Origin of the sequence: Musicola paradisiaca NCPPB 2511, from assembly GCF_000400505.1 — a bacterium.
GTDB classification, from domain to species: domain Bacteria; phylum Pseudomonadota; class Gammaproteobacteria; order Enterobacterales; family Enterobacteriaceae; genus Musicola; species Musicola paradisiaca.
The window spans coordinates 1,099,936-1,122,444 of sequence record NZ_CM001857.1 but is presented as its reverse complement, the minus strand read 5'-3'; the positions used below and the strand labels follow the sequence as shown (position 1 = coordinate 1,122,444).

Annotated in this window: 20 protein-coding genes; 10 read left to right on the top strand and 10 right to left on the bottom strand. The window is 55.5% G+C overall.

Annotation, left to right across the window (positions count from 1 at the left end; genetic code table 11):
• Positions 1–37: 37 nt before the first annotated feature.
• The 3 genes from recX to pncC all read right to left on the bottom strand — a co-directional run bounded on the left by recX (position 38) and on the right by pncC (position 2,276).
• A complete protein-coding gene (gene recX / locus DPA2511_RS05110; RefSeq protein WP_012764621.1) occupies positions 38–526 on the bottom strand; it encodes a recombination regulator RecX in 489 nt (162 codons plus the stop codon).
• 35 nt (positions 527–561) lie between these two features.
• On the bottom strand, positions 562–1,653 hold the full coding sequence (gene recA / locus DPA2511_RS05105) for a recombinase RecA (RefSeq protein WP_012764620.1): 1,092 nt from the start codon (positions 1,651–1,653) through the stop codon (positions 562–564).
• Positions 1,654–1,757: 104 nt separating this feature from the next.
• Positions 1,758–2,276, bottom strand: a complete 519-nt coding sequence (gene pncC, locus DPA2511_RS05100) for a nicotinamide-nucleotide amidase (RefSeq protein WP_012764619.1) — start codon at positions 2,274–2,276, stop codon at positions 1,758–1,760.
• Positions 2,277–3,871: 1,595 nt separating this feature from the next.
• Between pncC and DPA2511_RS05095 the strand changes: the two genes are divergently transcribed.
• The gene (locus tag DPA2511_RS05095; RefSeq protein ID WP_012764618.1) at positions 3,872–4,366 is read left to right on the top strand and encodes an SRPBCC family protein; all 495 of its coding nucleotides are present in this window, start codon (positions 3,872–3,874) and stop codon (positions 4,364–4,366) included.
• Positions 4,367–4,525: 159 nt separating this feature from the next.
• Here the strand turns inward: DPA2511_RS05095 and cybB are convergent, their stop codons facing one another.
• From cybB to DPA2511_RS05080, 3 genes are all read right to left on the bottom strand, one after another.
• Positions 4,526–5,059, bottom strand: coding sequence for a cytochrome b561 (cybB, locus tag DPA2511_RS05090; protein WP_012764617.1), 534 nt, complete (start codon positions 5,057–5,059; stop codon positions 4,526–4,528).
• A 393-nt stretch (positions 5,060–5,452) separates the two neighbouring features.
• On the bottom strand, positions 5,453–6,082 hold the full coding sequence (locus tag DPA2511_RS05085; protein WP_023638183.1) for a LysE family translocator: 630 nt from the start codon (positions 6,080–6,082) through the stop codon (positions 5,453–5,455).
• Positions 6,083–6,162: 80 nt separating this feature from the next.
• Entirely contained in the window at positions 6,163–6,816 is a 654-nt protein-coding gene (locus tag DPA2511_RS05080; RefSeq protein WP_012764615.1) for a hypothetical protein, read from the bottom strand.
• A gap of 354 nt (positions 6,817–7,170) precedes the next feature.
• Here DPA2511_RS05080 and DPA2511_RS05075 point away from each other — a divergent pair, with 354 nt between their 5' ends.
• Positions 7,171–7,944 carry a (S)-acetoin forming diacetyl reductase gene (locus tag DPA2511_RS05075; protein ID WP_012764614.1) on the top strand — a complete coding sequence of 258 codons (774 nt, stop codon included), beginning with the start codon at positions 7,171–7,173 and terminating at the stop codon, positions 7,942–7,944.
• Between the two features lie 228 nt (positions 7,945–8,172).
• On the opposite strand, the gene mgtS is transcribed toward DPA2511_RS05075, so the two are convergent.
• Positions 8,173–8,268 (bottom strand): protein MgtS, encoded by a 96-nt coding sequence (gene mgtS, locus DPA2511_RS23370; protein ID WP_012764613.1) that lies wholly within the window; start codon positions 8,266–8,268, stop codon positions 8,173–8,175.
• A 574-nt stretch (positions 8,269–8,842) separates the two neighbouring features.
• Here mgtS and DPA2511_RS05065 point away from each other — a divergent pair.
• Entirely contained in the window at positions 8,843–9,748 is a 906-nt protein-coding gene (locus DPA2511_RS05065; protein WP_012764612.1) for a WYL domain-containing protein, read from the top strand.
• A 72-nt stretch (positions 9,749–9,820) separates the two neighbouring features.
• Here DPA2511_RS05065 and DPA2511_RS05060 read toward each other — a convergent pair whose 3' ends face one another.
• Both DPA2511_RS05060 and DPA2511_RS05055 read right to left on the bottom strand, forming a co-directional pair.
• Positions 9,821–10,753, bottom strand: a complete 933-nt coding sequence (locus DPA2511_RS05060) for a DMT family transporter (protein ID WP_012764611.1) — start codon at positions 10,751–10,753, stop codon at positions 9,821–9,823.
• Positions 10,754–10,841: 88 nt separating this feature from the next.
• Positions 10,842–11,681 (bottom strand): helix-turn-helix transcriptional regulator, encoded by an 840-nt coding sequence (locus DPA2511_RS05055; RefSeq protein WP_012764610.1) that lies wholly within the window; start codon positions 11,679–11,681, stop codon positions 10,842–10,844.
• 115 nt (positions 11,682–11,796) lie between these two features.
• On the opposite strand from DPA2511_RS05055, the gene DPA2511_RS05050 reads away from it, so the two are divergent.
• From DPA2511_RS05050 to yjfF, 5 genes are all read left to right on the top strand, one after another.
• Entirely contained in the window at positions 11,797–12,366 is a 570-nt protein-coding gene (locus tag DPA2511_RS05050) for a YbhB/YbcL family Raf kinase inhibitor-like protein (RefSeq protein WP_012764609.1), read from the top strand.
• A 661-nt stretch (positions 12,367–13,027) separates the two neighbouring features.
• Positions 13,028–13,984, top strand: a complete 957-nt coding sequence (ytfQ, locus tag DPA2511_RS05040; protein WP_012764608.1) for a galactofuranose ABC transporter, galactofuranose-binding protein YtfQ — start codon at positions 13,028–13,030, stop codon at positions 13,982–13,984.
• Positions 13,985–14,083: 99 nt separating this feature from the next.
• A complete protein-coding gene (ytfR, locus tag DPA2511_RS05035) occupies positions 14,084–15,589 on the top strand; it encodes a galactofuranose ABC transporter, ATP-binding protein YtfR (protein ID WP_012764607.1) in 1,506 nt (501 codons plus the stop codon).
• A gap of 13 nt (positions 15,590–15,602) precedes the next feature.
• Complete coding sequence (gene ytfT / locus DPA2511_RS05030) at positions 15,603–16,625, top strand: galactofuranose ABC transporter, ATP-binding protein YtfT (protein WP_012764606.1); 1,023 nt, start codon at positions 15,603–15,605, stop codon at positions 16,623–16,625.
• On the top strand, positions 16,612–17,601 hold the full coding sequence (gene yjfF / locus DPA2511_RS05025; RefSeq protein ID WP_012764605.1) for a galactofuranose ABC transporter, permease protein YjfF: 990 nt from the start codon (positions 16,612–16,614) through the stop codon (positions 17,599–17,601). Before ytfT ends, yjfF begins: the two co-directional genes overlap by 14 nt.
• Positions 17,602–17,771: 170 nt before the next feature.
• Here the strand turns inward: yjfF and DPA2511_RS23840 are convergent, their stop codons facing one another.
• The gene (locus DPA2511_RS23840; protein ID WP_012764604.1) at positions 17,772–18,713 is read right to left on the bottom strand and encodes an alpha/beta hydrolase-fold protein; all 942 of its coding nucleotides are present in this window, start codon (positions 18,711–18,713) and stop codon (positions 17,772–17,774) included.
• Positions 18,714–19,225: 512 nt separating this feature from the next.
• Between DPA2511_RS23840 and DPA2511_RS05015 the strand changes: the two genes are divergently transcribed.
• Together DPA2511_RS05015 and DPA2511_RS05010 are read left to right on the top strand one after the other, a co-directional pair.
• The gene (locus DPA2511_RS05015; RefSeq protein ID WP_012764603.1) at positions 19,226–20,650 is read left to right on the top strand and encodes a phosphatidylserine decarboxylase family protein; all 1,425 of its coding nucleotides are present in this window, start codon (positions 19,226–19,228) and stop codon (positions 20,648–20,650) included.
• A 97-nt stretch (positions 20,651–20,747) separates the two neighbouring features.
• Entirely contained in the window at positions 20,748–22,436 is a 1,689-nt protein-coding gene (locus tag DPA2511_RS05010; protein ID WP_012764602.1) for a dipeptidase, read from the top strand.
• Positions 22,437–22,509 lie beyond the last annotated feature (73 nt).

Genomic DNA, 22,509 nt, shown 5'->3' with positions numbered 1-22,509 from the left:
AAATTTTCTTAGGAGGGAAGTAAAATCCCGTATGCGTTCAATCGGAAAAATTCATGTAAACCGATTGAATTTCGTCAGAGGTAAACCCCCGGTAAAGCAGATAACGTTGAACCTTAACTTTTTCTTTCCAGTCTGAGGAAAGGGGGATGCCAAACTTGCGTGTAGCTGATGCTTTTGCCAACTGATACCAATCGATATCACTCGCCAGTAAAACATCTCGCTGAGTGTGTTTATCAATCCCTTTTTGAGTCAGTTCAGCGCAAATTCGCTGCGAGCCATAACCTTTTCGAATACGGGAACGAATATAACGGCTGGCAAATGCTTTATCATCCAACCAGGCATGCTGTTTACAGTAATCAATAACCTGTTCGATATACGAACCTTCATGCGCCGGTACGGCATCCTCATCACAGCACTCTATCGCCAGATCATTTTGAAGTTGCGCCGCAATTTTGCGGCGCAATTCCCATTCACTATGATCCCGAACCGCCAGTATGTTCATGGCATAACGCAATAGCTTCGTCATAGGCTGCGAGGATATTGTGGACATAGCGTGAATGCTTAAAAATCACCGTTAGCGTCTTCGCCAGCAATCTCGGCATCGTATTCAGCATCGCCGCCTACAGTAGCTGCCACCGCCACCGTCACGGGTTCATTCCCCTTGTGCAACAACATCTCTCGCAGTTTTTTGTCAATTTCCGTAGAAATAGCCGGATTTTCCTTCAGGAAATTGCACGCATTCGACTTACCCTGCCCAATTTTGTCACCGTTATAGCTATACCAGGCACCAGCTTTCTCAATGAGCTTGAACTTAACGCCCAAATCCACCAGTTCACCGTAAGTATTGATGCCTTCTCCGTACAGAATCTGGAATTCAGCCTGTTTAAACGGCGCCGCAACTTTGTTCTTCACAACTTTGACACGTGTTTCGCTACCAATGACTTCCTCGCCATCTTTGATAGAACCGATGCGACGGATATCCAGACGGACAGAAGCATAGAATTTTAAGGCATTTCCACCGGTAGTGGTTTCAGGATTACCAAACATCACACCAATCTTCATACGGATCTGGTTAATGAAAATCAGCAGCGTATTGGATTGCTTTAGATTACCGGCGAGCTTACGCATCGCCTGGCTCATCATTCGCGCAGCCAACCCCATGTGGGAATCACCGATTTCGCCTTCAATCTCAGCTTTCGGCGTCAAGGCGGCGACAGAGTCGACAATAATGACATCAACGGCACCGGAACGCGCCAGCGCATCGCAAATCTCCAGCGCCTGCTCGCCGGTATCCGGTTGTGAACACAGCAGATTATCAATATCAACGCCCAGCTTTTTGGCATAAATAGGATCCAGGGCGTGTTCGGCATCAATAAAGGCACAGGTCTTCCCTTCACGCTGCGCGGCGGCAATCACCTGTAACGTCAACGTAGTCTTACCTGACGACTCAGGACCATAAATTTCGACAATACGCCCCATCGGCAACCCGCCGACGCCCAGCGCGATATCCAGGGACAGAGAGCCCGTAGAGATAGTTTCAACATCCATCGAGCGGTCTTCGCCCAGACGCATGATGGAACCCTTGCCGAATTGCTTTTCGATCTGCCCCAGAGCTGCCGCCAGAGCCTTCTGTTTGTTCTCATCAATAGCCATTTCTACTCCTGTCGCGCAGCCTGGAGCTGCTTCTACGCTGTTGCTTGTTCATGATTCACCGAACTGATGTGCGCATTATACTGTATACGCATACAGCATCAAGGTTATTTTTGCAAAAACGAATCCAGCAGGACACGCAAGGCAAAGTGCACGGATTGCAGACGGACGTCATGACGATTGCCAGAGAAAACCACCTTGCTGGTAAAAGAATTGCCCAGTCGATCTACAAAGCCAAACCAGACTGTACCCACCGGTTTTTCCGGCGTCCCACCGTCAGGCCCTGCGATACCGCTTACCGCTACGGCATAATCCGCATTGGCTTTTAGCAATGCGCCAGTGGCCATTTCCGCAACGACTTCGCTACTGACCGCGCCATGATGAAACAAAGTCTCCTCACGCACACCAACTAACGTCTGCTTAGCCTGATTGCTGTATGTGACAAAGCCGTAGTCAAACCACGCTGAGCTTCCCGCGATATCCGTAATCACTTTGGACAACCAGCCGCCCGTACAAGACTCAGCGCAAGTCACCCTGGCACCGCAAGCCTTAAGCCGCTCCCCCATCAGACTGCTGAGTTGCACAACGTCCTGCTCTGTTACCTGGTCAGTTACCTGTTCAACCATCGTTTTCCTCGCACGCTTTTCTACATAGTAATGAACGTATTATTCATCAGGGTAGCATTTTTCCCATTGGATACCGTCTGCTTAACTGAAATGCGCAGCGCTTCGCAACATGGGGAAAATGCCTGATAAAAGAAAACCCCCACAGAAGTACGGGCGAATACCGTAAGGCAACACGCCGCTGTGGGGGTAAAAGTTCGCGGTATATCCTGCTTGCTACATGGCAGATCAACAAACTCGCGGATAAAGAATAAATACCCATCTGTTATGTTTCATCCCTGGCGGGGTTTAGCGCGACGCTCTCATAACATCAGGAACACATTCCTATTATGAAAAGTAAAAATTAACGCTATCAGTCTCTGATAAAATGGAAATACGCTAACATGCCTTATTCAGACTCATGTTATTAGCCCTTGAATAATGCACTTATTGATAATCTAGTCCACATGGATAAAAGCGCACCACGACATTCGTGAGCGAGATCAAAAAACCTGAACAAGATAAATAAAGGATAAAAAAACGCCCACTATCCAGTGGGCGTGCTATGAAGTCAATCAACAGCAAATATCTGGTAGTACTGGCATGGCAGCTATCTACTGCCTGATTAAAAGCATAAGACAACAACCTTAAACCAACCTTAATTCACCACCACTAAGAAAAATATTTATAGAAAGGCTAAAGACCATCATTGCTAACAGGAAGATCAAAAAAAAGCCCACCTATTCGGTGGGCAAAAACACAATTCTCTGACAGGGAGGATCCTGAAGACACAGGGCAGACAGCAGTTCTGCTGCCTGTAATAAAACATACCTCACCAACATTAAGCCAACCTTAGCAATCAATAAAAAAACAAATTCATGTTGTTTATCGCGTTATTATAACCGCCAAAAAAAGCATCATTGCATATAAAAAAAGCCCACCTTTTCGGTGGGCTAAACACACTATTCTCTGACAAGGAGGTTCCTGGAGACACAGGGTAGGCAGTTGTTTTACCGCCTGTGATATAACGTAGCGTAGTAATATTAAGCCAACCTTAGCTACTACTAAAAAATAGAATTAATTTGATTCACTACGTAATAATAAACCACCAAACAAACCATATAACACGCAAAAAAAAGCCCACCTATCAGGTGGGCAACTTCATTATTATAAAACTTAAAACCCTGGTGTTTGTGACGCGGCAGTTTCCTGCCTGAAAACAAATATAACCCTCGGACATTAAATGAACCTTAGCACATAAAAAAATCACCACTTTTTATGTGAACCGCTCGGCATTTTCTTTTAAAAAAAAGCCCATCACAGAGATAACCGAGGATAAAAAAAACCAGATTATAAATGACACAAATATCAATGAATGACAAAAAAAATGTATCAGGTAATTAATAAATCCACCCACGCCAGCAAGAAAATCATTTCATGTTGTGCCTTCACCTATTATTGGTCAATACAGTCAACCCCGTCACCATAATTACCCAGAACCTATAGACAATGATAGATTCCCTCCGGTATGACTTTTTCTGGCACTCAGAACTATTACGTGGCAATGTGGCTTTGCCATCATTGCGTTCCGGAAATTCAGTTATCGGGAGATATACGAAGTGCCAGCCTCTTTTCCGAATGGTTTAAAAAGCAACTCGCATACGGCGAACCAAATCAGCAGTAATATTGTTATTGCTCGCCCGGCAAGCGAACTGTTTACTCTATGGCGTAAGCCGGAAACGCTCCCCATCCTGATGAGTCATGTCGCCCACATTGATATTATCAACAACACCGACTCTCGCTGGCGAATGAAAGCGCCCTTTGGCCTGTACATTGAATGGCTGGCGCGGATTGCCGATGAAAAAGATGGCGAGCTCATATACTGGCATTCACTGCCTGGCGCGCGTATTCCCAATGAAGGGCGCCTTACTTTTCAATCGATTTCCGATCAGGTTACGGAAGTCACACTGACCATTCGTTTCGAGCCGCCAGGGGGATTTTTAGGGAAGACGCTCGGGCAAATGTTCCAATTGCTTCCCAAAGAAATGCTGCACAAAACCCTGCGTCGTTTTAAAAGTTTGGCTGAAAACGGCGTCATTCCCCCTACGCTCTAACGGCATGGTGAAACAACCGGCAAAAGGCGTATCGCAGCAAAAAAAAGAGGGGGTCGGTCGGAATAAACGCACGCACGGCAGGACGAGAAAAAAGAGTGGGAAGCCGGACTCAAAAAATGAAAATGCGGTGGGCAGCCACCGCATGATAGACGAAAAATATTACTTCTTATCAGGCATCATCCGCAGCAGGGTATCATCTCTGACGACATAATGATGATAAATCGCCGCTAACGCATGAATACCAATCAGAAAGTAACCGCTGGTGGCAATAGCTTCATGAATTCCCCCCAACAGCTCCTTCATATCGTCATTTGGCTCCGCCGCAATCGGCATCGAGATGCCAAACACTCCCCATTCGATACCACGGAAATACATGCTCAGCATGCCAAGAAGCGGCAGGCTTAAAAACATCAGATACAAAATGCCGTGCATCGCATGTGAGGCAATCACAATCATACGTCCCGGCTTGGGTGTAATCGGCGGAGTCGGATGGAAAAACCGCAGCGCCACGCGCAGTAACATCAATACCCACACCGCAACCCCGCAACTGTAGTGCATTGCCATCATAAAGGCACGTTCACTGCTACCCCGCGAGGTGATACCACGCAGCTCCATTGATGCGTAAGTCAGGATAACCAGTAACAGCGCCAGCCAGTGCAACGCGATCTGGGATGAATGGTATTTTGCTTTCATAGAATTCCCTCTCGAATCTAACAACAGGAACCACAGCCTAATAAACAAAGATTAAGGCAGCATTAGTTTTTTGCTCACAACGGTTTCAAACCAGCTACAACAGTATTATCGACCCTGTCCCATCGGGCAAAAAAAATCCCGCCGGATAGCGGGAAAACATAACTACGCTCTGACAGGGATAACTCACACAACATTCAACAAGGGTTGAGCAGAACTCTAACAGCCAGAACGTATAGAACTGTCATCCGACAGTAAGGTTGATAAGCAGGATGTAAGGCGAGATTGGAAGGAACATCAGACATAATCGTGCAATAAGCACTGAAAAAACGTAGCGCAAGCGTCATGAGTGCGATTGGCGGCGACAACCGATACAGGCCGCCAACCGATGAGAGGCTAGCGACGGGAGTCCACCAGCATGCGTATCGCCAGCCCAGCCAGTATCGTCCCCATAAACCAGCGCTGAACACGTTGCCACAACGGGCGCCCGGACAAAAAGGTCGCGATAGAACCCGCGATCACAATCAATGACGCATTTACCGTCATACTAATGACGATCTGCGTTCCCCCCAGGATCAAAGACTGCCCCAGCACATGTCCTTGTTCCGGGCGGATAAACTGCGGCAATAGCGAAAGGTAAAGCACCGCGGCCTTGGGGTTGAGCAAATTAGTTACCAACCCCATGATAAACAATCGTTTATTGCTATCCGGTCGCAACGTGCGCAACGCAAACGGCGAACCACCGCTACGCACCGCTTGCCACGCCAGCCAAAGCAGGTAGCCAGCACCAGCCATTCTCAATGCGTCGTAAGCCAGAGGAACCGCCATCACCAGCGCGGTAATGCCCAGTGCGGCAGCGGTCATATAAAACAGAAACCCCAACGCAACACCTGCCAGAGAAACCAGTCCTGCGCGTTTTCCCTGACATACGGAACGCGACAACAGATAAATCATGTTCGGCCCTGGGGTCAACACCAACCCGAATGCAATCGCCGCAAAAGGTAATAATTGAGAAAAACTGACCATAAAAGACCCCATGACCAATGATGATAGAAAATAACCCCACAATTCCGGGTTGATCACAGCCTCACCCACCGCGCGTCCAGCTACTCTTCAGGTGGGTAGCGGTAATCCCAGCGGAAAAAACCATGCTCGCGGAAAGACCCCGACAGCAACGATTGCTTTTTGGTTTTCACATAGTTAGGCGGCGGACAGGTAACATTACACATCCAATAGCCGGGAAACCAACTCTCCATGCCGGGCAAAGCGGCTATTTCCGCATCAAACGGGTTCAACTCAGGCAATGAATAGTAAACGAACTCGCCAATCGAGTGCTCCACCCACTCCTCCGCACTGCCTTGATCCTCCAGCGGATTGGGATGCAACGGCGAGTAGGCCAAATCGACAAAGTCCCGGACATGATTCATCGACCACCCGCAAAACTCCAGCGTCCGGCGTCGGTCGGCCATTTCATACAGGCGATCCACCGTGGATGAAGGCAGCGGATCCGGCTGCTCAGGGAAGAATTCGTTATGCTTGTACAGGCTGAGCACCAGATAAGAAGCGACCAACGCCCCCAGTTCATGAATGACCAGCGCGGGATGTTCTCCCGCACCGCCGCCAATCACCAGATTCTCGGGCGAGCAAGAAAAATCATCCGCGCCCCACGGCGACTCCATCACGTCTTCCAGTGGGTGATAAATCGGCAATCCGTTCAGGAAACCGACAAGCTCATGTTTGATGGTATCGATGTAGCTCATAATTACCGGTGTTCAACGTCATCAATACAGAAAACCTGCCATGTGAGGCAGCCACCTCCAGCCAGCGCCCATCAGGCGCGACTGCATACACGACAGAATATAACCAATTTATCGCCCTCCCGGCGTCAATCTTTATGTGCAACGCCGCAATCTTCTCGCCGCCCGCCAGGAGTCATATTCACCCGCAGAATAAAAATCCAAGTAAAAAAATAAAAAAGAATAAAACAAAATAATCAACGACGATAAATCAAAATAAAAACCAACAAACTCATAATAAACGGCATTTATTATAAGTTTTCATACCCGTTTCAAGTACGTTAGCCTGCAGACCACACAAACAGAAGAGGGAAGACCATGAAACAAAAAGTCGCATTGGTCACTGGTGCCGGCCAGGGGATTGGAAAAGCTATTGCATGCCGTTTGGCCAAAGATGGCTTCGCCGTCGCGGTTGTGGATTTCAACGCTGAAACCGCCGATCGGGTTGCCCAGGAGATCAAAAGCCACGGCGGCAACGCCATATCGCTTATCGCTGATGTCTCGGATCGCGAGCAGGTATTCGCCGCTGTCCACGCCGCCCGCGACCGGCTGGGGGATTTCAACGTTATCGTCAACAACGCAGGCATAGCGCCGACCACGCTCATTGAGGACATCACACCAGAAATCGTCGACAACGTTTACAACATCAACGTAAAGGGCGTGATCTGGGGCATTCAGGCCGCAGTGAAAGCCTTCAGGGAATTGGATCATGGCGGGAAGATTATTAATGCCGCATCCCAGGCTGGTCATGTAGGTAATCCTGAATTGGCGGTTTACAGCTCCAGCAAATTTGCGGTACGTGGCCTGACCCAAACCGCCGCTCGCGATCTGGCATCCCTCGGCATCACGGTCAACGCTTATTGCCCCGGCATCGTAAAAACACCGATGTGGGCGGAAATAGACCGTCAGGTATCCGAAGCCGCAGGCAAACCGCTGGGTTACGGCACGGAAACATTCGCCAAACGCATCACGCTCGGTAGGTTGTCGGAGCCGGAAGACGTCGCAGCCTGCGTATCCTACCTCGCTGGGCCGGATTCCGATTACATGACGGGTCAATCCCTGCTGATCGACGGCGGTATGGTGTTGAGTTAATCCGGAGATATCGCGCAGGCCCCCGGCTGCTTTATAGCAATCGACAAAGCGAGAATGTTCGACATCGCCATATAGCCGGTTTATTCATACCGGCAACGTTTCGGACATCAGCGAAGGGAAAAAACAGGGGCGTCTAGCCTAGACGGGAAATCACATAAAACCTCCCACACTGTCACCGCTCGTATTGCCAGCGATGACAGGTGGGAAGCTGGCGTGATCAAACATGAATTAATCGTTCCACTTGGGGCTCAAAAAGGCGGCCAGAAAACCGGGGATCCCCACAACAACCAGAATGGTCAGGTACACAGTGACTGATTCCAACATGGTTTCCTCCTACGTCTGCATGTAACACAACCTCATTAATGACGATCACAGGCAGCATGCGCTGTTAACTCATACTATCGGCCGAATATTAAGCGAACATGATGGTTTCCAACATCGGATCAGACCGGGATCGCATTTTAGCCATTTCGACTGCATATACGGCACGCACCGCCTGCTCTCTCAAGCTAACCCGATAATGCCTAAATCAGAGTATTCTGGCTGGGTAAAAGCATGACAGGCGTACTGCCGCCTGATGATTCGTTTAAAAAAACGGGATAAAAACGAAGATGATGCAAGAAAAACAACGGGAAAATAATCTTTATATAAACGCTAATAAAGCATGTAAACCACAGCAATCGGGCGAAATAGTGTGACATCCCTATAGTTAAAAAAAATAAACTGATTAAAATCAAATAAATAAAAAAACGCCCTCCACAATCACCCTGGCCAACATCGCCATGGCAAACCACCCTCGGGCATACGATGTGATTGCCGCGCACATGGACGCATTAAGCAACGTTATAGTATAATAATTATACGTTTTGTTTACTCTCAGTATACGTCTTGTATCCCCATGCCCAACAATACCGTTACAGAACTCACTGCCGAACGCTCTCCCAAAGGACGCAGCTGGGGGCAGGAACGCCGCCTCCAGTTCATCGATTTCCGCCTGCGTTGGGAAGGGCGTATCAACCGTACCGACCTGACCGGCTTTTTCGGTTTGTCGATTCCACAAGCTTCACTCGACATCTCCCGTTACCTGGAGATTGCGCCGAGCAATATGACGTATGACCGTAGCGCAAAAACCTACGTCACCACGCCCGAATTCCAACCGGTCTACCCGCAAAGCTCCGCCCAACGTTACCTGGAAGAGCTGCTGGCAACCCACACCGGTATCGTGGATCCCGACGCCAGCTTCATCGGCAGCGCGCCGGATATCGATTGGGCATCTCTGCCGTTGCGCGCCGTTGACGAACAAACGGTGGAGTGCGTGATCCGCGCCATACGGGAAAACAGGGCCATCACCATTCTCTACCGTTCCGTCGAACAGCCGGAAGACAGCACGCAGTTAATCTCGCCACATGCGTTGGGTTACGACGGGCTCCGCTGGCATGTACGGGCGTATTGTCATCAACAACACCGCTTTATGGATTTCGTACTCACGCGGATCGTCCAGACCTTCGACCTGAAACCCAGCCAGATTGATACCACACAGGATCACGAATGGCACCGCATGCTGACGCTGGTACTGGCGCCCCACCCCGCCCTGACTGCCGCCCAGCGGCGCATCGTGGAAATGGACTACGACATGGTAAACGGCCAGACGCGATTCAACTGCCGTCAGGCATTCCTGCGCTATACGCTGCAACGGCTCGGGCTCCAGTCCACATTGGGCCACGCCCAGCCCGACGGGGCGCTGATCCTGAAAAATTCGGAAGAGATTGAACCCTATCTGCACGAGTCGCCCGGCAACGATTGACGTCATCCCACTCAACGCCAGCGGTTTGCCGCGGAGGGGTTCCGCATCACCGCTGGCGTCACCACACAGCGCTCATCGCGTTATCCCGCGCTTAACGCTGGCGAACCCAATCCCGGCCAGAATCGCTGTAATACCCGCAACCTGGTACAGATGCAGGCTCTCCGACAGGAACAGCATCGACAACAACACGCCGAACACCGGGATCAGGTGAATGATCAACCCGGCTCTGGCCGGGCCGAACATGTCCACACAGCGGCTGAAAAACAGATAGGCGATAAGCGAGGGAAAAATACCAAGAAACACCACGGCGGCCAGCGTGAAGCCATTCCACACTGCGGCCGCCGCTGCGGTATGTTCAATGATCCACAGCGGAAAGGTGGCGATCACCGTAATCAGTATCTGTACCGCCAACAACCCGGTGCGATTGATTTCCGCCGGCACCTTTCTGAGCCATAACGAATAGCAGGCAAAACTGCTCATCGCCGCCAGCAACAGCAGATCGCCGACGGAAAAAGACAGTGCCAGCAGCCCGGCCGGTTCGCCTTTGAAAATAATCGCCAGCACGCCGACAAACGACACCAGCATCCCCGCCAGCTGGCGCATCTGTAGCATCTGCCCGTAAAACAACCGCCCCAACAACATGATCAGCGCCGGTATGCACGAGTTCAGCAACAAGCCATTGGTGCCGGAGGTGTAGTGCAACCCGAAATAAACGCACAGGCTGAACGCCATCACCCCGCTCACCGACAGCAGGATCATCAATGGCAGGTGGCTCAGATAATAACGGGCGTCATGACGCAGGTGCTTCAGCGCAAACGGCAGAATACAGAGCAACGCAATGCTCCAGCGCGCCAGCGTCAGCGTCACCGGGGGAACCCAATCCCGGATAGCGCGGCCGATGATGAAATTCCCGGCCCACAACAGCGGGGGCGCCACAATAATCAGTAAAACCAGCCAACGTGAAGGCTTCCGGGCAACGGCATCAGATTGTTTCGGCTTTTCCACACAGGCACTCGATAAACGGATAATCAGCAATAGGCTGATACTAAAGCAGATAACCGCACCCTGTCGTGCCTTAAAAACCCCGGCCGGGTTAAGGACGCAGCGCCGAAGGCACCACACCGAAACGACGACGGAACGCAGCGGTAAACTTACTGTGCGACACATAGCCGACATCCTGCGCGATGACGGCGACCGGCCGATCGGACGATTGCAACAGCGTCAGCGCCGCATCCAGCCGAATATCCCGGACACAGGCGGCGATGGTAACGCCCTCCTGAGCCAGTCGCCGGTTCAGCGTACTGACGCTGACGGCCAGTGCAGCGGCCACCCCGGCGGCGGACCAGTCCGCATGGGGGCGTTGCGCCACCAACCGTTGCACCTTCTCCGTCCAGCTCAAGGCCGATGGCGGCGCCAGCACCACCCCAGCCTGTTCCGCCAGCAGCAACAACACCTCCAACACCCGGTGTTCGCGCAACGCGGCCGAACTCCCCGCCGTCTCCAGCGCCGCAACCGCACGCAGAAACGCCTCCTGAATACCGTTGCGCCCCACCACCCGGGCGAACGACCGCACCGGGCCTAACAACGCAAACTGACTGAAGCGTTGATAAAACCGCGCGGCTATCTCTGGCTGCAATGTCAGGATCCGCGCCACATAGTTTCCCTGCGGAGCGGGATCGTTAATCACATCCCACTGGGTGCCGCGCGGCAGCACAAACAATTCGCCGGGGACAAACACATTGCCGCCTTCCGGGGTGACGAGTTGTTTATTACCGGACACCACCAACCCAATCAGGTCGGCACGCATGACCACCGTGCGCAGCAGGTATTGGCGACGCGCCACGACTTGATGGGAAAACGCCTCGCTCATCGGCGCATAAAACGGCACCGGCTCAGCCCCGGCGGGCAACGGTATGATGTATTCGTTCAGCATGCGGGCAGATCGCTAATGATGAAAATGGAACAGAGGTTGCGCGAACCGGAACAACGACGCATTCGGCGCAGCGCTAACATGGGATTCAGCCTAACACGAGACACAGGAAACCCCCATGAAAAGACAGACCCGACACCGCTTCCCCCGAATGGCACTGCTGGCCGGTCTGGCGCTGGCGACCAGCGCGCACGCTGCAAGCCTGACGCTCTCCAGCCCGGCGATCCCCGCCGACAGCACCCTGCCCGCCAGTGATGAATTCAACGGCTTCGGTTGCAGCGGGAAAAACCAGTCGCCGCCGCTGGCCTGGCATAGCGCCCCCGCCGGCACCCAGAGCTTTGCAGTCACGGTTTACGACCCGGATGCGCCGACCGGTTCCGGCTGGTGGCACTGGATGGTGGTCAATATTCCGGCCGGCACTCACCGTCTGGCGGCTAACGCCGGCGATGTCGGCGGCAAGCAACTGCCGGCCGGCGCGCGCCAGTTGCGCATCGACTACGGCGTCGCAGCCTGGGGCGGCGTCTGCCCGCCGAAAGGAGATCACCCGCATCGCTACATTTTCACCGTCTATGCGCTGAACACTAAAACGCTGGACATTCCCACAGATGCCACCCCGGCGCTGGGGGGTTACATGATCAACGCCAGCACGCTGGATAAAGCCAGCTTCACTGCCTATTACGGCCGATAAACGTCGATGCCGTCATGGCAGGTCGATGGCTGGCTGATATTCCGGAGCACGAGCGCAATCGCGCCCCGGAATAATGCATAACGCCGCCGGATCATTTCCCGGCCATGACGCCGCCACATCGCCGGAAATCATGCGTATCGACCGGTACGCATGATTTCCCGGAGAACAGAAACCAGAAACCATTTATCCATATTCCAGACGCATTACCGACAACATCAGGAATGAAATAGCGGTTCATCGTCATGGCGTATTCCCCCTCAACCGCACGAGAATCAGCCTGTAATTAAAAACATAGCCGGCATGCCGCCTGACGCCGATTATCCCCGATTTCCCCGGGAAAATGACCGAAAACAATATTTGCTTGCGGTCACAAATTCCCCGGTAACGGCCATTTTATCCATAAGATCAGCGAATAATCCCTGACCTCTCGCGCCGGTAAAAACTACTGTTTTGTTATGACTCACCGCCCTACAGGAGAAAACCTGCGTCATCGCCTTCGCATCCGAATCACACTGGCCGGCATTCACGCCGCCATCGGATACGAAAGCCACTCATTGATGAGATTGCGCCCTACAGTGAAATAAGCACCGCAAGCATCAAATTTTATTGCGGGACGCACTCTACGACGTCTTGCCAATCATGACCCGAGAGGACAATTCATATGTGGAAACGCTTAGTATTAGCTTCAGCCATTTGTGCGTCCATGTCGTCTGTGGCTCTGGCTGCCCCCCTGACGGTAGGATTCTCGCAGGTAGGTTCCGAATCCGGCTGGCGCGCGGCGGAAACCACGGTCGCCAAAGAACAGGCGAAAACGCGGGGAATTACGCTGAAGATCGCCGACGCGCAGCAGAAACAGGAAAACCAGATTAAAGCCGTTCGCTCTTTCATCGCGCAAGGCGTCGACGCCATCTTCATCGCGCCGGTGGTGGCAACCGGCTGGGAGCCGGTGCTGAAAGAAGCCAAAGACGCCAAAATTCCGGTCATCCTGCTGGATCGCGGCATCGACGTTAAAGACAACTCGCTCTATCTCACCACGGTACGCGCCGACAATATCAAGGAAGGCGCGCTGATCGCCGACTGGCTGATTAAAACCGAAAACGGGAAAACCTGTAATGTCGTGCAGTTGGAAGGCACGGTCGGCGCCAGCGTCGCCATCGACCGGAAAAAAGGGTTTGAACAGACCGTCGCCAACGCCGCGAATATCAAAATCATTCGCTCCCAATCCGGCGATTTCACCCGCAGCGGCGGGAAACAAGTCATGGAGAGTTTCATCAAGTCGGAAAATAACGGCAAAAATATCTGCATGGTCTTCGCCCATAACGACGATATGGTCATCGGCGCCATTCAGGCGATTAAGGAAGCCGGCCTGAAACCGGGCAAAGACATTCTGACCGGTTCGATCGACGGCGTGCCGGATATCTTCCGCGCCATGCTGGCCGGCGAAGCCAACGTTTCCGTCGAACTGACGCCGAATATGGCCGGCCCGGCGTTCGATGCGCTGGAGAAATACAAAAAGGACGGCATCGTGCCGCCGAAACTGATTCTGACCCCCTCAACCCTGTTCCAGCCTGGCAGCGCGCAGGCCGAACTCGATAAGAAAAAGAACATGGGATATTAACCGACCGTCGTCCCCCCTCGTCCCGCCCCGCGTGCCAACGCACCGCGGCGGGACGCAACGGCCATTCACATCTCCGGCCATCACCAAGGGAGATAGCGCATGAACAGCTTCGACAGTCAGGACATCATTCTACGCACCGCGGGGCTCAGCAAAACCTTCCCCGGCGTCAAGGCGCTGGATAATGTCGATTTCAGCCTGCGGCGCGGTGAAATCATGGCGCTGCTGGGTGAAAACGGCGCCGGAAAATCCACCCTGATCAAAACGCTCACCGGCGTATACCAACGCGACGCGGGCGCCATTTATCTGGAAGGGCGTCCCATCTCGCCGAAAAATACCGCGCATGCCCAACAATTGGGGATCGGCACCGTCTATCAGGAAGTCAACCTGTTGCCCAACATGTCGGTGGCGGACAACCTGTTTATCGGCCGGGAACCGCGCCGGTTCGGGCTGCTGCAACGCCGTGAGATGGAACGCCGCGCCGCCGCGCTGATGTCCTCCTACGGTTTTGAACTCGATGTGCGCGAACCGCTGAACCGCTTTTCGGTGGCGATGCAGCAGATCGTCGCTATCTGTCGCGCCATCGACCTGTCCGCCAAGGTGCTGATTCTTGATGAGCCGACGGCCAGTCTTGATACCAAAGAGGTGGACATGCTGTTTACCCTGATGCGCCAGTTGCGCGATCAGGGCGTCAGCCTGATTTTCATCACTCACTTTCTCGACCAGGTCTATCAGGTCACGGATCGCATTACCGTACTGCGCAACGGCGCATTTGTCGGCACCTGCGAAACCGCGTCGCTGCCGCAGATCGAACTGGTAAAAATGATGCTCGGGCGCGAGCTGGAACAGAACGCCCTGCAACGCGCCGGACGCACCCTGCTCAGCGACAAACCAGTGGTGGCATTCAGCGGCTACGGTAAGAAAGGCGTTATTCAGCCGTTTAACCTGGCGGTACGTCCCGGCGAAATCGTCGGGCTGGCCGGGCTGCTCGGTTCCGGTCGCACCGAAACCGCCGAGGTCATCTTCGGCATTCGTCCCGCCGATAGCGGCAACGCCGTCGTCAAAGGCAAACCGCAGACATTGCGCTCGCCCCATCAGGCCTCTTGCCTCGGCATCGGTTTCTGCCCGGAAGACCGCAAAACCGACGGCCTCATCGCCGCCGCCTCGGTGCGGGAAAATATCATTCTGGCGCTACAGGCCCAGCGTGGCTGGCTACGCCCGATCCCGCGCCGGGAACAGTCGGCCATCGCCGAGCGTTTTATCCGCCAACTGGGTATCCGCACGCCGGGCGCCGAACAACCCGTCGAACTGCTATCCGGCGGCAACCAACAGAAAGTGCTGCTGTCGCGCTGGCTGCTGACCAAACCACAATTTCTGATCCTTGATGAGCCCACGCGCGGCATCGACGTCGGGGCGCATGCGGAAATCATCCGGCTGATCGAAAGCCTGTGCGCCAACGGGCTGGCGCTGCTGGTGATCTCATCGGAACTGGAGGAGCTGGTGGGATATGCCGACCGCGTGCTGATCATGCGTGATCGCCAGCAAATTGCCGAATTGCCGCTCGGACAGCTGTCGGTCGCCGCCATCATGAATGCCATTGCAGCATAAGGAGGATCCTGTGATGCCTCGTTCACTCGCCAATCCGGGCCCGAATAAACCGCCGTTTCGCTGGCCGCAGGGGATGCCGCAAATCGCCGCCCTGCTGCTGATTCTGTTGGTGGACAGTCTGGTTTCCAGTCACTTTTTTCAGATTGTGGTGCAGGACGGCCGCCTGTTCGGCAGCCCGATCGATATCCTTAACCGCGCCGCGCCGGTGGCGCTGCTGGCTATCGGCATGACGCTGGTCATCGCCACCGGCGGCATCGACCTGTCGGTGGGGGCGGTGATGGCTATCGCCGGTGCGGTAGCGGCGGCGCTAACGGTACAAGGTTACACACTGGCGCAGGTGCTGCTGGCGGCGCTGGGCGTCGGCATGCTGGCCGGGTTGTGGAACGGTATTCTGGTGGCGCTGCTGCGCATTCAGCCGTTCGTCGCGACCCTGATCCTGATGGTAGCCGGACGCGGCATCGCCCAATTGATCACCGCCGGGCAAATCGTCACCTTTAACTCGCCGCCACTGGCCTGGATCGGCAGCGGCGCGCTGTTCTATTTCCCGACGCCGGTGATCATCGCGCTGGCGACCCTGTGCCTGTTCTGGCTGCTGGCGCGCAAAACCGCGCTAGGTCTGTTCATCGAAGCGGTGGGGATCAACATCCGCGCGGCGAAAAACGCCGGGGTCAGCACCCGCACCATGGTGGTGATGACCTATGTGCTGAGCGGCTTGTGCGCCGCCATCGCCGGGGTGATCGTCGCCGCCGATATTCGCGGCGCCGACGCCAACAATGCCGGGCTGTGGCTGGAGATGGACGCCATCCTCGCCGTGGTGATCGGCGGCGGTTCGCTGATGGGCGGGCGCTTCAATCTGGTGTTGTCGGTGGTGGGTGCGCTGATCATTCAGGGCATGAACACCGGGATTCTGCTGTCCGGCTTCCCGTCGGAACTGAATCAGGTGGTGAAATCCATCGTGGTGCTGTGCGTGCTGATCGTTCAGTCGCCCAGCGTTGTTTCCCTGTTCAGGAAGGCCCGCCATCATGATAAAGCGTAACCTCCCCCTGATGATCACCCTGGCGGTGTTCGTGCTGGGCTACCTCTACTGCCTGACCCGCTTTCCCGGCTTCGCCTCTACGCGGGTGATCTGCAATATCCTCACCGACAATGCATTCCTGGGGATCATCGCCGTCGGCATGACTTTTGTGATCCTATCCGGCGGCATCGACCTGTCGGTGGGCTCGGTCATTGCCTTCACCGGCGTGTTTCTGGCCAAGGCGATCGGCGCCTGGGGGCTCTCGCCGCTGGTCGCCTTTCCGCTGATCCTGCTGATGGGCTGCGCCTTCGGCGCGTTCATGGGGTGGTTGATCGACGCGCTTAAAATCCCGGCGTTTATCATCACGCTGGCGGGAATGTTCTTCCTGCGCGGCGCCAGCTATCTGGTGTCCGAAGAGTCGTTGCCAATCAACCATCCGATTTACGACACGCTCTCGTCGCTGGCGTGGCGCATTCCCGGCGGCGGCCGTCTGAGCGCCATGGGGCTGCTGATGCTACTGATTGTCGTACTCGGCATCGTACTGGCGCGACACACGCGCTTCGGCAATCAGGTTTACGCCATCGGCGGCAACAGCACCTCCGCCAACCTGATGGGCATCTCCACCCGCAGCACCACCCTGCGCATCTACATGCTGTCTACTGGGCTGGCGACGCTGGCCGGCATCGTGTTCTCGCTCTATACCTCGGCGGGCTATGCGCTGGCGGGCGTCGGGGTCGAACTGGACGCCATCGCCTCGGTGGTCATCGGCGGCACGCTGCTGAGCGGCGGCGTCGGCACCGTGCTGGGCACGTTGTTCGGCGTGGCGATCCAGGGGCTGATTCAGACCTACATCAATTTCGACGGTACGCTCAGCTCCTGGTGGACCAAAATCGCCATCGGCATTCTGCTGTTCATCTTTATCGCCTTGCAACGCGGCCTGACCTCGTTGTGGGAAAACCGTCAGAACGCGCCGGTGCGCCGTATCGCCCCGCACTGATGCGGCAAAACCGGTAATCCCGTGTTCAACGTAGGGGGATGCGCCGCCTGGAGCCGCCCCTTACGTTGGCACTCGACGCATTAATCTCTACCGCATTAACCTCTGCCGCATTAACGCCTATTGCATTAACACCTATCGCATTAACACCTATCGCATTAACACCTACCGCATCACGGCGTGTTCCGCGTTGGCGACGTCGAAGCCTCCGCCGCCCGGATATCGAACGTGCCATTGCGTTCATAATGCGCCAACTGCGACGCCGCCCAGACCGACATCTTCGAACCGCTGTGCCCCACATGAGGAACAATCGACAATTGCCAGTTGAAAGGCTCATGACGACGCTGCGCCTGCTGGCGGGCCACGGCGTAATAATTCCTCGCCCGCGCCAACCGGTTGTCGCCCTGCGCCATCGCATGCGCGGTGCGCCGTAACAGCGGATGCGCCGGGTTGTTGTCGTGTTGCCCCACCGCCACCAGCAGCGGGAGCGCAAACAACGGTGCCAGGTCGTCAGCGGTTCGGGCCACCGGCGCGTGGGCCAAACCATAGGGCCACGCCACCTTGTCGTCAGTCAGCGTCCACCACCCTGCGGCGGCGCAGACAGCCGCTTTGACATGAGCTTCCGGCACCAACGTCAGCATACGGTGTACAAACTGACACCCGGCGCTATTGCCGAACAGGTAATAACGGGATTGCTGCGTGACGCCCTGTTGCCGCAATGCATCAAACAACGTCTCGATCACGCTGTATGACCACTGAGCCCGGGGATTGGGCAACCCGGTGGCGGCGTCGACCAGATTGCCGAGGTTATAGCCATTGACGCCGGGATAATCCTGCGTGGTAAACGCCGGCACCAGCACCAACAGATGGTTTTTTTCGGCGCTTTTTTGCCAGGCATCCCGGTAGTCGCCGGCATTGCGCTTAACGCCGGTCAGCACGAAAACGACCGGCGTCTGCGGCGTAACCTGCGCCGGCGCATAGCTGAACACCGTGATTGTCTTTCCGGTTCCCGGCAGTGGAAACGTCATGTCTCCCCGCCCCGGCGGCAACGTCGCGGCCAACAGGGTGTTGCTTAAAAACAACAGTAAAAACAATATCGTTACAGGTATCTTCACCGTCCCTCCTCAACCACCGCCATGCCAATACCCCCCACCCCATTTCCGAATGGTTTCCAGCGCGCTTCGCCTGCTCATTGGCCCCATGTCGCACGCCGGCGGCAAACTTGCCATCGGCCGGAATACGCCTATGTTTGAATACAGGGATAGCGCATGTTGTCACCGGGCAACGACCCGGCATCCAGATACCCAACCGCATTCGAGTAGCAGGGCCACCGGCTCGCGTGTTGAACAACGCAACGTGTTGGCCCGTGAGGTGACACCGCCAACGCACCTGCAACGTGAAGTATGACGGGTATCCCCATAGCGCTTCTTCCCCTTGCCACCCTTCGCTTTCCTTTCGTCACGCCACCAGGTCGCACGTTGGTTACACATAACGAGATGAAGCTGCCGCCAGTCCGGCGGTTGGCTTGTACGACGCTTTTTCGGGTGGTTGCATCATTTTTCAACGCACATGCATTTTTCGACGCACAGTTTTTCGACATCGACACGTTCTATCGAGAGGAAATGCCATGACTCGTAGCAAAAACCACACCGCCAGTACGCCTGAAGCAGAGCAACAACCGCATTACGAAAGCAGCGGGCGCAACCTGCTGAACCTGGATAACGCCGGGCCGATACAGATGGGGTTCTGGGTGCCTAATCGGGTATGGGCCACCGCCACCTATCTGATACCGCTGCGCGAACATATCGCCAAACGCAAACAGGCCAATACCTTGACGCCGATGCAGCCGGTGATCCAGAACTTTAAAAATTGGGTGACTCACCACAGCGTCTACCGCATGTGGATCAATAGCATGATCGAACAATCCAACGCCTATGTCGCCTCTCTGCCCGAAGCCACCCGCAAGCAAATCAGCGACGATGGCGACGTCATCTGGATCGACGGCTACGACAGCTTCTTCGAGATCCTCAACGAAATCATCACCACCTCGCCATCGTTCAACACCACCGCACAGGTGGGTACGCCGATGAATGCTTTTTTAGCGGTGGCGATGGGCACGCAAGCCGGCGTGGCGCTGTTCCACGACGCTACCTTTAATCAGCAGTTCCGCCAGGTGCTGGATGCCTGGAACAGCTTCCTGAAAAGCAGCGCCTCGCTCGACAAACTCGACATCGCGCAGCCGGAAAAAGCCGGCTCCTGGATCTCCAAAGCCGCGCATCAAGCCGGCGTCTGGCACCAGATGCAGCACGATCCTAAACTGCCGGGCTACGGTTTCGCCAGCTGGAATGATTTCTTTATCCGCCAGTTCGTGCCCGGCGCGCGTCCCTTCCAGGGCGATCCGCAAACCCAGGTAGACATCGGTTGCGAAACCACGCCATGGCGCCATGCCGATAAGCTGAAACTGGAGAGCAAATTCTGGGTCAAGGACATGCACTATTCACTGCTCGACTTGTTCGGCGGGCAACGACAATGGGCCAAACTGTTCGAAGGCGGCCAGCTCTATCAGGGGTTCCTTTCCGCCACCCACTACCATCGCTGGAACGCGCCGCTGGACGGTTTTCTGGTGCGCTCCTGGGTTGAGCCGGGCACTTACTTCGCCCAGCGTCCGGGGCAAGGCGAAGATCAGGGTACTTGGGAAGGCACCGAATCACAGCCCTACCTCGGCCATGTGGCGGCCCGAGCGGTGTTCATCTTCCGGCACAAGACCTGCGGCTACGTGGCGCTGATCTGCATCGGCATGGTGGAAGTCTCCAGCTGTGTGATCGAACCCAGCACCTTTATCGTTGAAGAGAGCGCCGAACCGGTCAGCATCACCCGCGGCGTCGAAATCGGCCACTTCGAATTCGGCGGTTCGACCCACATGATGATCTTCCAGAAAGATCGGGTCGCGCTGGAGAAATGGGCCATCAACGCCGCTCGCCATCGCAACGATAAAAACCCCACCCCGTTGGGCAGCGTGATCGCCACCGCGCTGGATAGCAAAGGCGAATAAGCCCCGCGTCGGGCGTCGGCTGCGGTCGGCGCCCCGTTATCTCCCCAGACCGGAACCTGCGCCTGCACGTTCCGGCTTCATTAAGGTCAGAGAAATCATGTGCACTACAATGATCATCACCCGCGGCGCCACCGCCGACGGCTCGACGATGGTGACTCACTCGGACGACGACGAGCTGGCGGATCAGCGCTTCATCCATGTGCCGGCGCAACGCCATGCGCCGGGCAGCTTACGCGGGATCGTCGACGGCACCAACGTCAGCTATCCGCGCCTTATCAGTCAGGATCGGGGCGCCGGTTATCAAACGCCAGGCTGGCCGGAAACGCCGTTGATCGGCGCAATCCCCCAAGTTGAGCACACTTACGCCTACTTCGACGGCAACTACGGCATCATGAACGAACACCATCTGATGTTCGGCGAATGCACCAACGGCGCCAAATACGAGCCGACGCACGTCACCGTGGAACAGGCGGCCGAAAACGACACCCATTGCCGCTTGTTCTACAGCGCCGAGCTATCGCGCATTGCGCTGGAACGCTGCAAAACCGCCCGGGAAGCGGTAGAACTGATGGGATCGCTGATTGACACCTACGGTTATTTCTCCACCGGCGAAACCCTGCTGGTCGCAGATGACCACGAGGGCTGGGTGTTTGAAATGTGCGCGCTGCCGGATGACCTCTATCATTCGGCCTGGGTGGCCCAGCGCGTCCCGGACGGCACTGTTTTCGTGGCGGCGAACGAATTCCGCATCCGGGAAATCCGGGAAGGCGACCCGGATCAGCTGTTCTCCCGCCATCTGCTGCCCGGTCTGAAAAAAGTCGGTTGGGCGACGCCGGAACAAGGCCCGGTCGACTGGCTGAAATCGGTCAGTTGGGGGGAATACAACCACCCCTACTATTCGCTGCGCCGCGTCTGGCGCATCTTCGATCGCCTCAACCCGGATCTCGGCCTCAGCCCGTGGGTAAACGGCGGCAGTTACACCACCGATTACCCCTTCTCGGTCACGCCCAAAACCCCGCTCGTCGCCCGCGACCTGTTCGCGCTGTACCGCGACCACTACGAAGGCACGCCGTTCGACCTGACCAAAGGCGTCGCGGCCGGCCCCTACGGCGATCCCAATCGCTACGTCGGCCCCTACGACGGCAACCAGAATAACGTGTCCAGCGACCGCACATTGCACGGCGCCTGGGAGCGCGCCATCTCGGTGTTCTATCAGGGTTATACCTATGTGGCGCAAACCCGTCCCACCGCGCCGGAACTGACCCGCGGCATCGTCTGGTTCGGCCCGGACGTGGCTTACACCACCTGTTTTACGCCCTTCCCGGCCAAACTTCCCGACCTGCCCGCCGCCTACCAGAGCGGCGATCCTCAGCAGTTCGATCGCCGGGCGGCGTGGTGGGCGTTCGATTTCGTCGCCAACTGGGCCCGGCTCAACTACCAGCGGATGTACCACGTAGACATCCAGCCATTACAACAGCAATTGGAAGCGCAACAGGAAATGCGCGTGGCGGCGTGGGACGACGCCATGGCGCAGCAACCGGATCCGGCGCAGTTGGCCCGGCTGTGCGACGATAACGCCGGTGAGATCCTCACTCGCTGGTGGGCGCTGGCGGACATGCTGATCGCCAAATACTCCGACGGCTACATCAATCCGCCGCCGCAACGCCCGCAGAATCAGCCCGCGATCCCCATCGGTTATCCGGCCGACTGGCTGGGCATCACCAACTATCGCGACGGGCCGACCGACTACGACATGCCGGTCTCCCCGGCGGCTACCCGCCGCTGACGGTACGACAGGGGCGCCAGATGGCCTTTTATCTGCCAACCTGGCGCCAAAGTTAACAGACCAATATTAAAAC

Bases quoted from the DNA above. Each gene is read 5' to 3' on its own strand.
- recX (WP_012764621.1), bottom strand. From the start codon at position 526: ATGACGAAGCTATTGCGTTATGCCATGAACATACTGGCGGTTCGGGAT.
- recA (WP_012764620.1), bottom strand. From the start codon at position 1,653: ATGGCTATTGATGAGAACAAACAGAAGGCTCTGGCGGCAGCTCTGGGG.
- pncC (WP_012764619.1), bottom strand. From the start codon at position 2,276: ATGGTTGAACAGGTAACTGACCAGGTAACAGAGCAGGACGTTGTGCAA.
- cybB (WP_012764617.1), bottom strand. From the start codon at position 5,059: ATGAAAGCAAAATACCATTCATCCCAGATCGCGTTGCACTGGCTGGCG.
- DPA2511_RS05085 (WP_023638183.1), bottom strand. From the start codon at position 6,082: ATGGTCAGTTTTTCTCAATTATTACCTTTTGCGGCGATTGCATTCGGG.
- DPA2511_RS05080 (WP_012764615.1), bottom strand. From the start codon at position 6,816: ATGAGCTACATCGATACCATCAAACATGAGCTTGTCGGTTTCCTGAAC.
- DPA2511_RS05075 (WP_012764614.1), top strand. From the start codon at position 7,171: ATGAAACAAAAAGTCGCATTGGTCACTGGTGCCGGCCAGGGGATTGGA.
- mgtS (WP_012764613.1), bottom strand. From the start codon at position 8,268: ATGTTGGAATCAGTCACTGTGTACCTGACCATTCTGGTTGTTGTGGGG.
- DPA2511_RS05065 (WP_012764612.1), top strand. From the start codon at position 8,843: ATGCCCAACAATACCGTTACAGAACTCACTGCCGAACGCTCTCCCAAA.
- DPA2511_RS05055 (WP_012764610.1), bottom strand. From the start codon at position 11,681: ATGCTGAACGAATACATCATACCGTTGCCCGCCGGGGCTGAGCCGGTG.
- DPA2511_RS05050 (WP_012764609.1), top strand. From the start codon at position 11,797: ATGAAAAGACAGACCCGACACCGCTTCCCCCGAATGGCACTGCTGGCC.
- ytfQ (WP_012764608.1), top strand. From the start codon at position 13,028: ATGTGGAAACGCTTAGTATTAGCTTCAGCCATTTGTGCGTCCATGTCG.
- ytfR (WP_012764607.1), top strand. From the start codon at position 14,084: ATGAACAGCTTCGACAGTCAGGACATCATTCTACGCACCGCGGGGCTC.
- ytfT (WP_012764606.1), top strand. From the start codon at position 15,603: ATGCCTCGTTCACTCGCCAATCCGGGCCCGAATAAACCGCCGTTTCGC.
- yjfF (WP_012764605.1), top strand. From the start codon at position 16,612: ATGATAAAGCGTAACCTCCCCCTGATGATCACCCTGGCGGTGTTCGTG.
- DPA2511_RS05015 (WP_012764603.1), top strand. From the start codon at position 19,226: ATGACTCGTAGCAAAAACCACACCGCCAGTACGCCTGAAGCAGAGCAA.
- DPA2511_RS05010 (WP_012764602.1), top strand. From the start codon at position 20,748: ATGTGCACTACAATGATCATCACCCGCGGCGCCACCGCCGACGGCTCG.